Origin of the sequence: Ereboglobus sp. PH5-10, from assembly GCF_029504735.1 — a bacterium.
Taxonomy (GTDB): domain Bacteria; phylum Verrucomicrobiota; class Verrucomicrobiia; order Opitutales; family Opitutaceae; genus Ereboglobus.
Genome location: NZ_JAQFIP010000013.1, coordinates 18746 through 30766, shown reverse-complemented (window position 1 = coordinate 30766; position 12021 = coordinate 18746). Strand labels below are relative to the sequence as shown.

The 12021-nt window shown below is 53.1% G+C and carries 14 protein-coding genes; 12 read left to right on the top strand and 2 right to left on the bottom strand.

The window, feature by feature from the left end; all coding sequences use genetic code 11:
• Nucleotides 1-18 precede the first annotated feature (18 nt).
• The 3 genes from M2447_RS10810 to M2447_RS10800 are packed head-to-tail and all read left to right on the top strand — an operon-like array spanning nucleotide 19 to nucleotide 2087.
• Nucleotides 19-480, top strand: a complete 462-nt coding sequence (locus tag M2447_RS10810; RefSeq protein WP_108825444.1) for a helix-turn-helix domain-containing protein — start codon at nucleotides 19-21, stop codon at nucleotides 478-480.
• Nucleotides 477-1076 (top strand): mobile mystery protein B, encoded by a 600-nt coding sequence (locus M2447_RS10805; RefSeq protein WP_108825445.1) that lies wholly within the window; start codon nucleotides 477-479, stop codon nucleotides 1074-1076. Before M2447_RS10810 ends, M2447_RS10805 begins: the two co-directional genes overlap by 4 nt.
• 60 nt (nucleotides 1077-1136) lie before the next feature.
• Nucleotides 1137-2087, top strand: coding sequence for a hypothetical protein (locus M2447_RS10800; RefSeq protein WP_152032803.1), 951 nt, complete (start codon nucleotides 1137-1139; stop codon nucleotides 2085-2087).
• On the opposite strand, the gene M2447_RS10795 is transcribed toward M2447_RS10800, so the two are convergent.
• The gene (locus M2447_RS10795) at nucleotides 2084-2578 is read right to left on the bottom strand and encodes a hypothetical protein (protein ID WP_152032804.1); all 495 of its coding nucleotides are present in this window, start codon (nucleotides 2576-2578) and stop codon (nucleotides 2084-2086) included. The two genes, M2447_RS10800 and M2447_RS10795, sit on opposite strands and share 4 nt — an antisense overlap.
• A 38-nt stretch (nucleotides 2579-2616) precedes the next feature.
• Nucleotides 2617-3399 (bottom strand): hypothetical protein, encoded by a 783-nt coding sequence (locus M2447_RS10790; protein ID WP_152032805.1) that lies wholly within the window; start codon nucleotides 3397-3399, stop codon nucleotides 2617-2619.
• 221 nt (nucleotides 3400-3620) lie between these two features.
• Here M2447_RS10790 and M2447_RS10785 point away from each other — a divergent pair, with 221 nt between their 5' ends.
• The 9 genes from M2447_RS10785 (at nucleotide 3621) to M2447_RS10745 (ending at nucleotide 12001) form a co-directional block, all read left to right on the top strand.
• Nucleotides 3621-4589, top strand: coding sequence for a hypothetical protein (locus M2447_RS10785; protein WP_108825447.1), 969 nt, complete (start codon nucleotides 3621-3623; stop codon nucleotides 4587-4589).
• 3 nt (nucleotides 4590-4592) lie between these two features.
• Nucleotides 4593-5273 carry a hypothetical protein gene (locus M2447_RS10780; protein WP_108825448.1) on the top strand — a complete coding sequence of 227 codons (681 nt, stop codon included), beginning with the start codon at nucleotides 4593-4595 and terminating at the stop codon, nucleotides 5271-5273.
• Complete coding sequence (locus tag M2447_RS10775) at nucleotides 5246-6142, top strand: hypothetical protein (protein WP_152032806.1); 897 nt, start codon at nucleotides 5246-5248, stop codon at nucleotides 6140-6142. The genes M2447_RS10780 and M2447_RS10775 overlap by 28 nt, the downstream gene beginning before the upstream one ends.
• Nucleotides 6139-7206 carry a TrbI/VirB10 family protein gene (locus tag M2447_RS10770; protein WP_108825450.1) on the top strand — a complete coding sequence of 356 codons (1068 nt, stop codon included), beginning with the start codon at nucleotides 6139-6141 and terminating at the stop codon, nucleotides 7204-7206. The genes M2447_RS10775 and M2447_RS10770 overlap by 4 nt, the downstream gene beginning before the upstream one ends.
• Nucleotides 7203-7730: a hypothetical protein gene (locus M2447_RS10765; RefSeq protein ID WP_108825451.1), complete on the top strand. Its 528-nt coding sequence runs from the start codon at nucleotides 7203-7205 to the stop codon at nucleotides 7728-7730. Before M2447_RS10770 ends, M2447_RS10765 begins: the two co-directional genes overlap by 4 nt.
• Nucleotides 7727-8029 carry a hypothetical protein gene (locus M2447_RS10760; protein ID WP_108825452.1) on the top strand — a complete coding sequence of 101 codons (303 nt, stop codon included), beginning with the start codon at nucleotides 7727-7729 and terminating at the stop codon, nucleotides 8027-8029. The genes M2447_RS10765 and M2447_RS10760 overlap by 4 nt, the downstream gene beginning before the upstream one ends.
• 108 nt (nucleotides 8030-8137) lie before the next feature.
• A complete protein-coding gene (locus tag M2447_RS10755) occupies nucleotides 8138-8515 on the top strand; it encodes a hypothetical protein (protein WP_108825453.1) in 378 nt (125 codons plus the stop codon).
• A gap of 1429 nt (nucleotides 8516-9944) precedes the next feature.
• The gene (locus tag M2447_RS10750) at nucleotides 9945-11276 is read left to right on the top strand and encodes a TolC family protein (RefSeq protein ID WP_108825455.1); all 1332 of its coding nucleotides are present in this window, start codon (nucleotides 9945-9947) and stop codon (nucleotides 11274-11276) included.
• On the top strand, nucleotides 11273-12001 hold the full coding sequence (locus tag M2447_RS10745) for a hypothetical protein (protein ID WP_152032808.1): 729 nt from the start codon (nucleotides 11273-11275) through the stop codon (nucleotides 11999-12001). The genes M2447_RS10750 and M2447_RS10745 overlap by 4 nt, the downstream gene beginning before the upstream one ends.
• Nucleotides 12002-12021: the final 20 nt, after the last annotated feature.

Genomic DNA, 12021 nt, shown 5'->3' with positions numbered 1-12021 from the left:
CGACACTCTTAAAGATGTATGAAAACACAACTCCAAGAAATCCTGCTTCGCGGTTTGGATGAGGAAATCGAAGCCAAGCACGACTTGCGTGGGAAAATCAACGCACCCGCAAAAGGCTGGCTGCGCGCTGTCCGCGAAGCCTTGGGGCTAAGTCAGCGCGACATTGCCGCGCGTATGCGCATCCGCCAGCAGCCCTATGCCAGCATGGAAAAGCGCGAGGCCGACGGCACTGTTTCACTTTCCACATTACGACGCGCGGCGGATGCGCTTGATTGCGAACTGGTTTATTTTCTCGTGCCGAAGGAACAGGCTGCAAAATCGTTTGCCGAGCTTGCGACACGTGATGACGCAGCACTCAAACATTTGCGCGCGACCGAACACTCAATGGCCTTGGAGGGCCAGGCGGTTGGCGACCTTCCGGCCATGCCCGCCCCGCAATCACCCGCACCGGAAAACGACGAAAAAACCAGCCGCCCATGAATTCCATTTTTTCCGCCGGCGACGACGCGCAGACACCGCTTGCACCGGAAGAATTGCACTCGCTCAAATTGAGCCTTTCCACGCGCGGCCAGCTTAACGAAGTCGAACGCCTGAACATCAACGAGGCGCGTGTGTGGGCCATGTCGAAATCCGTGTTAAAACGCGCGGACTTGGCGACGGACTTTTTTGCGCGGGAACTGCACCGCCGCATGTTTAACCAAGTTTGGAAATGGGCCGGCCAATACCGCACGACCGAACGCAATCTCGGATGGGAATGGCACCGCATTCCCGAGGGGATGCGAGTCCTCATGGACGATTTTCGAGCATGGGTGCAATACGCCACCTATCCGCTTGATGAAGCGGCGGTGCGCCTGCATCACCGGATGGTGGTCATTCACCCGTGGCCAAACGGCAACGGACGGCATTCGCGCCTATTGGCCGACGTGTTGCTCGCAGCCAACGGCGGCAAGCCGTTGACATGGGGCTCCGGCTCAAACCTCGCGCAATCCGGCGATGTTCGCGCAAACTATATCGCCGCCCTGAAAGAAGCCGACCAAGGCGACATGCAACGGCTGATTGCTTTCGCAAAGAGTTGAAAAGTGTTCGACTGAAACATTTTGAGCTTCATTTTAAACAAGAATGCATATCATAAATTCATGGGTATTTTCAAAAACGCGATAGATTCAATAGTCTTAGGCATAGAAGATTATAATTCAGACGACCCAAGACGAATTCTTTCATCTACAAGAAACTTGGTTGCGGGTATTCTTCTTCTCATTAAACATCGTCTGGCAGAACTCAGCCCATCAGGTTCCGATGAGGTATTGATAAAACAACGTGTATTACCCGTGCTTGATGCTTCTGACGGCGTTGCGTGGAAAGGCGAAGGCAAGAAAACCGTGGATGTGCAGCAAATGAAAGAACGGAGTGACAGTCTCGGGATAACTGTCGATTGGAAAAGAGTCGAAAAAATCGTTAAGCACAGAAACGACATTGAACATTATTTTAGTTCACTAAATCATTCAGCGCTCAAAGGCTTGCTGTCAGACTCCTTCATAATAATCAGAGATTTTTTGCGCACCGAACTATGCTTAGACCCACTTGTTGCGCTAGGTGAAGAAACTTGGTCAACCCTAACGGAAGTTTCTGAAATATTCATAAAAGAGAAAGCTGAATGCCTTGATAATATGGAGTCAATTGAATGGGAACATCCATTTCTTAAAGAAGCGATTACGGAGTGGGTATGCAAAAAGTGTGGTTCATTTCTCATTGATGTCGAAGAACCGCATGTCGAGCCCGAGTCTGTAACCTTCAAATGTCGTAGTTGTGGAGAGAAATATGACTACGAGACTGGCGCCGAAGGCGCTATAAAAGAATATTATGTCACAGAGAACTATATAGCAGCAAAAGAAGGCGGAGATCCGGTAACCGCAGAATGTCCGAATTGTTTTCGAGAAGCCTATCATCTGAGTGAGGATGTCTGTCTAATATGTGGCGAATCAGTAGAACGCAGATGCCAACGATGCTATACCTCCATTCCTAGCTGTGAACTTGATGGAAGCGGATATTGCTCCTGGTGCAATCATATGATGTCAAAAGACGACTAACTACTCCTTTCGTTATTTTGCACTGATACTGAGTTAGCAAGACCTTGAATCAATCCTGCGCTTACCAAATCTGAAATATTCCCAGATGCTTGGGTTGGTTTTCTTGGAAATTGGTAGTCAATGTTAATTCCGCTCAGACTCATGCTTTCAGACATTCCGGTTGGTATTTCAGTTGTTCGGCCATCGTAATCAGCATGTTCTACAAATCCGGCATGACATATTCCGCTAGTGAGATCAAATGTGACGATATATTGATGTTCATCTATTTCAGAACCATCAATCCTGTAACCTTGAAATAAATACGTCTGATTACAGTCACTTCCAGAAGCCATTACTACAGCAGTGTTAAATTTCTCTGTGAGCGTTTCTGGAAGAAACTCAGGAAACTCTGATGGATTTATTACGCGATAGGTATAGTTAGGGCAAAATTGCGCCCACTCATCTTGAGTCCATTTTGATGGAAACGGATAATATTTGTTACGTTTAGGCATGTAGTATGAATATTTAATGCATTGAAAATTAACTATATTTACATTTTCCCATGTCTAAACTCGTCGAATGCTCGACAGAGAGGCGTTCCGTTTTTTATGTGTCTTTTCCCGACAGGTGTTCGTGATAACTTTTCCTTCAAAAAAGCAACGAGTTCATCAAACCTATCGACAGACAGATAATATCGAGTCCGAGTTTTTAGTCTAAACTTCCGCTTTATCGCTGTTCCAATTATTGCCCAGCGCTCTTTTTCAGTGGGATATAACTTTGTTGCATAATCCGAATACAACCCACAGAGATAATCCATATAGTTCGACATATTGGCATCTGCACCGATGCTGTTTTTCGGGTAATTTCTATCAGTGCCAAATGTCTGCTTAATATTGATGGGAGCGCTATTGTCGCCAGCGATGGAGACTGCAACAGACTGTTTTTTAGCGGTAGCTCGGGCAACACATGCCAATCCAATTTTTGAAAAAACACGCTCTGCTTGTGTCGCTATCTGTCGGCTAATTTCAACAGCCCCCTGCGCTTCATGCATTTCTTTTATGCGTTGAAGCAACGGAACCGTATATCGCTGTGGATTTTTATCCACCAGTGTGTGGCATGTCGGGCAAAGCAGTAGCAAATTCGGGAACTCATCTCTCTCTTTCACAGATAAAGTTGGCGAAAATCTAGGACCAGTTTTTCGTTTGGCCTGAATGTGGCAAATTTCCACAAGCAATGAGTCATCCCTTACAAGTTTGGAATGACAGTCAGGCATTGCACATTTGTTTCCCGATTTTGCGAATAGACGCTTAACAGTGGTTAATGTGATCGGCATATAGCGGCTGGAGGTTAATGTCGTTCTAAAGCATGAGAATGATTGTTTTAGATACAGAGACGACACAGAAATTCTCTTTTTCGCGTTTTTATTCTCAAAAAACACGGAAACGTCCAATACGCGCCCAAGCAATCGAGGCATACTGGTGGCACGATTTGCCCTGAATCCGGTGGCTCGCGCCAACGAGGTTCGGACATTCGGCAACAAAAACCCGAACCATTATGGACCTCGTTCTGCCAGTTCTGGAAAACAAAATCACCGCGATGGTGACGGCGTTCCGCTTTGTTGTGTTTGCGATGCTCGTGGCCGGCCTGATCGCCCGCATGAGCAGGCAGCATTACACCAACAGCGAAATCGCGCGACCGCTCGCGCGAGCCATCACCATCGTGGCCCTTGTTTCCTCGATGAACTGGTGGTTTCCGCTCGTGGAAAACACCATGCTCGCGGCGGCGTCATACCTTGACCCGCAGTATAACGACAACCCCGCTCGCGCGTCCGAGGAACTGCGCGCGGGCATCGCGCTGAATCCCGAGAAAAAGGAATGGTCGTGGCGCAAGCTGAACGAATCGCTTTACAACGCAGTCACCGATGCCGTGTCATGGGTGTTCATCCAGATCGGCGCGCTGATTTCCGCGCCGATGATAATCCTGCAATACATACTGCGATGGATTCTCTACCTGCTGACGCCGTTCGCACTCGCGTGCTTCATGATTCCCGGAGCAACCCAAATCGGCGTCCGTTTTTTTCAACAGGTGCTTGCCGTTCTCGCGTGGCCGGTCGGTTTTGCGATCACCAACCTTGTCAGCATCGCCATCTGGCAGGATTTTCGCTCAGTGGTCGGCGCTGATCCCGCGACACTCGAAATGGCCGCTTACTCGCCATTTCTTACCAACGTCGGCGGCATACTCGCCGCGCTCACGTTGCTGATCGGAACGATCAGCACGCCGATCATTTGCCAGAAGATATTTGCCCAAGGTTACGCGTTCACGGGTGAAACCGGCAACCCCGGCGCGTTGGGAAAATCAGGAATAGATGTGCTCTATCGCGCCAACATGGTAGGCAACATGTTCACGCCTCGGGCCGGAGCGGTTTCCGCAATGGCGGCGCAAGCAAATGGCGCGTCATCCAGCACAAGCCAATCAAACGCCGCACCTCCGCCTTCGCCAGCCCCTTCCACTCCCGGACTCTGACAAATGAACACTGAAAAACAGCTCGATGCGCCATTGCGTGAAACGCCGGTCGATAATGCCGTGCGACTCTCGCCACCGAAAACAAAACGCGCGTTTTCGCCGGCAGGACTATTTGCCGACCATGCCTTTGCCGCGCGCATGTGGATGTTTGTCGCGTGCGGCGCGCTCGTTCTCGTGGCGGTCCAACCTTATCTGATAATTGAGGCTTACCGTGCTCGCGAGCGCGTTGTCATCCTGGACGGCGGCGGAAGTTTTTCGGTGTCGCCGCTACTCGGTTTCGAGGAGGCGAAAACGCTTCACGAAACGCTTTCGATCTGGTCGGCGCTCGCGCTTTTGCAACGCAACCCGAAGAACTTCGATTTTCCCGATTTACTGCAACGATTGTTTCTCACCGACGCCGCGACCAAGGCGCAGAACGAATTGCTCGCCTCGCGCGAGGAGTTCGAAGTGAAGCAGATTCACCAGAAGCCGGAGGTTTTCAAAATCGACATCCTTCGCACGCGCGAAGACCAAGTGCTTGTGCGCATTGAAGGCCAGCTCGTGCGCACCGGCGTGTTTGAACGACAGGCGTTCACTGAATCCCCGCGCTTCGCACTCACCCTCACCCTTGTCCGCAACCCGGACATGATCGCCAACAAACGCTACCCGCTCGCCGTATGGAACTACGAATTCTCACTCCTCTGACACGCATCACTTGCGTGCTCGCATTCGCGGCAATCAGCGCCGTCGTCATACATGCCGGTTCAAAAACTACCGCTCCCGTCGTGAAACAATTTCCGCTCGATGAGCGCGTCGTCTATGAAATCCCCATTGGCATGAGCGTGCCGACGACGATCATGTTTCCCTCCGCGCCGTCCGCGCTCGAAAGCGCGGGCATCACCGCCAAGCCGGAGACCCCCGCGCCCGTTTTGCTCTCGCACACGCCCGGACACCATTACCTCAGTGTCCGCGCGCTCAAGCCGGACGCGCAGGCGACGCTCAATGTCATCTGGAAAAACCGCACCTACATTATCCGGTTCACGGCGTCCGAAAAACCCTACGGCTCCGTCACTTTTTATGAGGATCGTTTAGCGGGTCGCAGTCCGGCTTTGGCAAAACGCGCCACGCCCGACGTGCTTCTTGAACTCCTCGACCGCGCAAAATCCTACCGCATAGTCCGCGACCAATATCCCGAGGCGGTGCAACAAATCGAACACCGCGCGCCGCCAATCAGCGAAGCCGTCACGCGCTACAAGGAGTTTTCCGTGACCGTCGAGGAAGTTTTTCGCTTCGACCCCGAGGACACCTTGATCTTTCGCTTGCGGCTGGAAAATACCGGCGACACCGAGGTTGCCTACCAGCCCCAAAGCCTCGCCGCGCGCATCGGTTCGCGTGTTTACACTGCGTCCGTTTCCGACGCATCGGGACTCATCCCGCCACACGCGGGCACCACGGCCTATTTTGCCATCACCGGAAAACCGGACGGCAGTCGCGCCAACCTCAGCGTGAAAAACAAATTCAACATCATTGTCCCTCGCGTCACCCGCGACGTGCAACTCATCGAGCCGCGATGAAACGCATCATCAAGTTTGTCAAAACCCCTGTCGGAAGCCTCACATGTCTTGCCGTCCTAATCGCCATTTGCGCGTTGCTTGTTCACGGCAACGACAGCCGCAGCCAACGCCCCAACATCACGCAACCGCCCGCCGCAACCGCGCCGATGGAACGCCACACCATCACTCGCGGCGGACAAGAACTCAAGGTTCCCTCGCCCTCGCGTCCAGCGCAAACCGCGCACTCGCGCGCGCCCGCAGGCGATGAAGCGGAAACAATTTCCCGTCCGCGTGCCGCGCGAGGCGAACAATCCGCCGCGAAAACCAACGAACCCGCGCCACTGCCAATCAGCTTGCTTCCGCCTGACGGCGCCACCGCCCGCACAGCCGATCTTTCAAAGGATTATGCTCCCTACGGGCGGCTCATCCCATGCGAAACCGTGACCACGTTGGAATCATCGAAAATCGACACGCCGATCATCGGCCTTGTCACCGAGGACGTGTGGCACGACGGACGTCTTATCATTCCCGCAGGCGCGGAAGTTCACGGACGCGCCGCAAACGATCATGCGCGCGAGCGCATCGCCGCGTCCGGCCAGTGGATAATCATTTGGCGCGACCGCACCACGAATAACGGAAACGAACTTGTCATAAACGGCATCGCGCTTGACCGGCAACGTGACGACATCACCGGAGAGTTTGGTTTGCGCGATGGAAGTGCCGGACTTGTCGGTGACATTTTGAAAACCGACGACTGGCAGGAAATAAAACTTTTCGCCTCTACCTTCCTCGCGGGCATGGCGGGTGGTTTGCAGGAAATGCGCAACCAGACGACCGCGTATGGCGACGTGACCCAAGTTCCGAAGGCCACCGCCAAGAACGCCGCGCTCCAAGGCACAGCCGACGTGCTCAACGCCTATGCCGCGCGCATTCAGCAAATCATCGCCCAGGACGGCTACTATGTCCGCGTGCCCGCGGGGAAGCAATTTTACCTCTACGTCACCCAAACCCTCGACCAGTCGAAGGCCACGCGCGGCAACCTCCGCGCCGACCTTTGGCAAAAGAAAGAAACCGCGACACCATGAAAACCCGTTCGCTCATCCTCATACTTGCAGTTGCCTGCATTCCACTCGGCGGTTGCTCGCTCTTCAAAAGAAAAGCGCCGCCGCCCGTAATCCACACCATCGCCGCATCGCCGGTAAGCGGCACCGAACTTGACCCGGCCAACACCGAAAAACTCCGCCAAAGCGAAACGCTGCGCGCGTATCCCGTGAGCCGATACGTTGACCCGCGCGACCCGAATCTCATGCACGAGGCGCACATTGTGTATCGCAAGGAAACTCCCGCCGCATGGAATCTCGCCCCGCACGCGCCGACTGTCGTGCCGCTCGGCCCCGTGATGGCATTGGCCGACCCAGCCGAAAAACCGCAGTTATTGCCCGCCGAGGTTGAGCAAAAAATGGCCGCTCAAAACCGCCTTATGGCCGCGCTCATCGAGCAGAACGAAACACTCACCACGGAGCTTTCCAATCTGCGAAAGGAAGTCGCGCAACTGCGCAACAAACCCGCCGCAACAACTGAAAACACAACCACAACGAAACAACCATGAGCACTAACGCGCCACCCATGCCCGAAAACACAACAGAGGAAACGAAGGACTCAACCGATGCCGTCGTTCCTCTCGCCATCGGCCCGCATCACCGGAAAAATTTTGAGCAGGCCGAAGCGCACCTCGCCAAGACTTACGGCAAATCGCCGCTCGCCGACGATCTTATGCGACTATGGCTTGCCGGCGCGCCGCCTTGGGAAATCACGCGCGCTTTTGAGGAATCCGTGCTGAATATTTCCGGCAGCGACCTCATCCCCGACGACGACGGCCACTACGACCAGACTCTTCTCGATCTATAAACCGCACTCACCGTTTTTTGGGCGAACCCTCGCCCGCACAAGGTCAACCGCCACTGGCGACCAGCCGCCTTGTTTCACCAATGGCTGGGGAAAATCCACAATCAAAACATGTCACTCAAACAATCCATTGCGGAGAAAAAAGCCAGGGAAAGCGCCAACACCCGCATCAACCCTGAAATCGACGCCAAACTCACCAAATACATCGCGGACAATCCGAAGCTCTACGATTACTATAACGAAATGACCAAGGAGCAGCTTATCCGAAAGCTCATGCTCGGCAAAATGCAGCGCAACGAATACACCCAGCAGCGCGATCAGGAAATTATCCAATGGGTGAATCAAAACCCCGACATCAAGGCGAAGGTCGAGGAGCGCATCAAAAATGTCCCCGCCGAAAACCGGCAGCGGGCATTTGTCCGGGTCGCCAAGGATGAGGCGGCGCGCCAGTCAATGCGTCAGCCCGCAGGAAACGGCATTTCCGCATAGGAAACAAAACTGCTTCAAAACGAGCGGGGCGATGCGTGAAACATTCCTCCGCTTTTTTGCTTTCATGTCTGACAATCCAACCAGCCTTGACGACGCCCTTTTCGCAACGATTGCCAACGGAAGCGATGCGGCTTGCGTTACGCTTTTTATTCAACTTTTGCGCGAGTCCCCAAACTTGCGGCACTGGCTTTTCAGCGCGTTTCTGAACCCCGACACGCGCTCGCGCCTTTCCCGTCACCTTTCAGGTAAGACGCATCCTCCGCGTCATTCCGCGCATGGACGGCACTTGCTCTCTTGGCTCGCAAACACCGATAAAGCGCTTGCGCGCGATGCGGTCTTGCTTTCGCAAAATCACACAACTTCCGCGCCTTACGGAGGGCTCACGCACGCGCAAGTCATCAACCTGATCCGACGTTATCAAGCAGGAGGAACGAAAGCATCGGGAGGAATAGAACTCTCCGCGTTTTTGCTCGCGCACGCTTGGCGGCGCGCGTTGCCCGATTTGTCAAATCGCGCCGCATTGCTCCTGATAAGCGGACGTTTTTTTCAAGCTGCATTTTCGGGACACTGTGCGAATCTCGAACTCGTTCAGAATCTTGTCAAAGCAGCGGAATTTTTTCGCGGGCAGCCACGAGGGTCAATCACGCGGGCGCATTTCGGTTACACCAACTGGTGGAAACTTTCAGTGCTCCACTACATGCTCAACAATCCCAAACCGCGCTATTGCATACGCGATTTTAGACGACATCTGCGCACTCAAAAAATCATCGTCGAAACCAAGGATGTCCGGCGATTCTGCAAAAAACACGGCATATTGCGAAATTCACGCCCAGGCAGACCGTCCGAATAATTTTCTCTCTAAAATTGACTCCATGTGGAATACAAGTGTTGACAAATACCGCGCAAACGGTTCTTGAGGATTTTGTGTCACCGCTTTTTCGCATCGCATCAATTTTTCTACTGGCAATATGGATGCCAGCCACAATGCATTGCGGAATTGAGGCAATAAGTCTCTCTACAGCGGAAGCCGCTGCGACTGAATGTTGTGACGGTTATTCATGTGCTAGTGATAGCTGTGCGGTAGTTGAATCAGGCATGGCAATAACGCTAGCAACACTCAAAGCTCCGATTCCTTCGCTTGTTGCATGTATATGCATGCTTTGCGAGCAGCTGCTGACTCCGGTGTTGCCGGAAAAATGCACATTGGCGGGGTCAGATTACGACCGTCCGCTTGATTGGATTCAAGGCTGGCAATTTGTCCGCCGCGCCGCGCCATTATCGCGCGCGCCTTCGATGATTGGTTGATTAGTCCCTGCGCGGACTAGTCGTTTTCTCGCGTCAACTCCTGTTGTGCACGCTTTTGCGTGTTCGAATCACAGGATGCTTCGTTCCTCGCCCCTACGCAGACAGCCAACCAATCCATCGATTCATGAAATCATTAGTCTTTTCACATCCTTTTAGATATATTCTTTCACCAGCACTATTGCTGGCAATCTCATCTATCGCGTGCTCTTTGTATGCACAAGACGCACCGCCTGCAAAGCTCACCGAGTCATCGGTAGCAGCGCTCTCGTTGGATGATCTCGTCAATGAGATCACTTTGAATAATCCTGAACGTCGCCTCTACATTGAGGAACTTGACGCCTCGCGTGTATCCGCACGAGTAGCTGGTCGCTGGTCCGAACCAGAACTCGGTGTGGATGCTGGCTACAAGCGGCTTAAAGATTCATCGGGAACAAATGTCGGAGACGGAATGATATGGAGCGTATCCATCACACAAACGTTCGAGTGGCCCGGTCGTCTTTCATTGCGCAAGGCCATCGCCAGCCGACAGGTCGAATTAGCGAAATTGGGAATTTCACGTTTTGAAAATGCCCTTGCTTCTCGCGCTCGAATACTTGCGTTCGGCCTCTACGCAGCCAACGAAAAGGCCAACGCAATCCGTGAGGTCTCAGAGCGCTTTACATCACTCAAGGAGACTTTTCTAGCACGCGACCCCGCAGGTATCACGCCCCTACTTGATACACGCGCCATTGAAGCAAGCGAACTTGCACTTCGACGCCGTGCAACGGAGGCCGATCTTGCTGTGCAAGCCGCACTCGTAGAGATCAATCAACTGCGCGGCGTCCCTATTGATGCACCGTTGCGCGTGAAAGCCAAAAGGTTTTCTTTCGACGATGCGCCCAGCACTCAAAGCCTGCTCGTGGCTGCGCGTGAAAACAACTTCGACTACCGCATGCGCCAAGTTGAATTGGAGCAACAGGGATTTGCCGTAAAACTTGCACGCAATGAACGCTATCCCTCCGTAAGTGTCGGGCCATATATATCACGGGATAATATCGGTGACCGTGAAACTATCGTTGGTCTGACGATGAGCGTTCCACTGCCTGTCACCGGCACGCGACGCGCAGCGGTAGACATTGCGAGAGTGCGACAACGCCAGGCCGAAGCCGCAGCTTTGGTTGCACAACGCGAACTCGAGCGTGATGTTGTGACCGCAGCTCAAATTTTCACTGCAAAACTCACCGAGGCGCGGCAATGGACGTCCGATGCTGCTAAGAAATTTTCCGAAGCGGCAGAGTTGGCCGACCGTCACTATCGCATGGGGGCGGTAACAATCACTGCCTACATCGAACTTCAAAACAGTTATCTTGATGCCGTGGAAGCGCTGCTATCCACGCAAACCGAAGCGCTTGAGTCCGGGCTAAAACTTCAAGAACTCACCGGCATCAACCTCAACCCTGTGGAGGTTGCACAATGAAAAAAAACGCATGCTTTATTATGGCATTCGCCGTTTCAGGGTTTGTATTTCTACTCGCAGGATGCGGGGAGAGAAGCCCGACACAACAGGTCGCTCAAAATATATCCGAGCACGCAGAGGATTCGCATACTGATGAAGAAGGCGTCGCATTCAAATCAGGGCAAGGGCTTCTGATTACGCCCGATGTAATCAAGGCATTGATGCTCGAAACAGCAGAGGCCGACGAACGTCCGATTTCCGAGGAACGCAGCGCGACCGCTTACATATTTGCGACGTCACCTAAAATCCTCGCTAGTGCGCTTGTGCCGGAATCCCAGGCAGCGGGCTATTCAAATGCTATTTATAGAGGGGCGAAACTCCTGCGCATCGATCGGGTCACCGACTCGGCCACGCGGATGACGGAGCTTATTTTTGAACTCGACGATTCCTCATCGCAGACGAAGCCCGAGCCCGGAAATTTTGTGACGTTCCCAGTATCCTCGCCGCCGCGCACGACGCTTGTCGTGCCGCGATCAGCCGTTCTTGAGACGGCAACCAACAAAATTGTGTATGTGGTCAATGGAAACGGGTATCTGCGAACTGTCGTTCAAACCGGCATACGTTCCGCCGATTATATTGAAATCACGGACGGCCTCTATGCAGGCGACATTGTTGTCACGTCACCCGTTGAACAACTCTGGCTTTCCGAACTGCGCCTGACCAAAGGCGGCGGGCACAGCCATTGAGCCACCACACAAACTTAAAA

Bases quoted from the DNA above. Each gene is read 5' to 3' on its own strand.
- M2447_RS10770 (WP_108825450.1), top strand. From the start codon at position 6,139: ATGAAACGCATCATCAAGTTTGTCAAAACCCCTGTCGGAAGCCTCACA.
- M2447_RS10800 (WP_152032803.1), top strand. From the start codon at position 1,137: ATGGGTATTTTCAAAAACGCGATAGATTCAATAGTCTTAGGCATAGAA.
- M2447_RS10760 (WP_108825452.1), top strand. From the start codon at position 7,727: ATGAGCACTAACGCGCCACCCATGCCCGAAAACACAACAGAGGAAACG.
- M2447_RS10775 (WP_152032806.1), top strand. From the start codon at position 5,246: ATGGAACTACGAATTCTCACTCCTCTGACACGCATCACTTGCGTGCTC.
- M2447_RS10745 (WP_152032808.1), top strand. From the start codon at position 11,273: ATGAAAAAAAACGCATGCTTTATTATGGCATTCGCCGTTTCAGGGTTT.
- M2447_RS10805 (WP_108825445.1), top strand. From the start codon at position 477: ATGAATTCCATTTTTTCCGCCGGCGACGACGCGCAGACACCGCTTGCA.
- M2447_RS10780 (WP_108825448.1), top strand. From the start codon at position 4,593: ATGAACACTGAAAAACAGCTCGATGCGCCATTGCGTGAAACGCCGGTC.
- M2447_RS10810 (WP_108825444.1), top strand. From the start codon at position 19: ATGAAAACACAACTCCAAGAAATCCTGCTTCGCGGTTTGGATGAGGAA.
- M2447_RS10750 (WP_108825455.1), top strand. From the start codon at position 9,945: ATGAAATCATTAGTCTTTTCACATCCTTTTAGATATATTCTTTCACCA.
- M2447_RS10765 (WP_108825451.1), top strand. From the start codon at position 7,203: ATGAAAACCCGTTCGCTCATCCTCATACTTGCAGTTGCCTGCATTCCA.
- M2447_RS10755 (WP_108825453.1), top strand. From the start codon at position 8,138: ATGTCACTCAAACAATCCATTGCGGAGAAAAAAGCCAGGGAAAGCGCC.
- M2447_RS10795 (WP_152032804.1), bottom strand. From the start codon at position 2,578: ATGCCTAAACGTAACAAATATTATCCGTTTCCATCAAAATGGACTCAA.
- M2447_RS10785 (WP_108825447.1), top strand. From the start codon at position 3,621: ATGGACCTCGTTCTGCCAGTTCTGGAAAACAAAATCACCGCGATGGTG.
- M2447_RS10790 (WP_152032805.1), bottom strand. From the start codon at position 3,399: ATGCCGATCACATTAACCACTGTTAAGCGTCTATTCGCAAAATCGGGA.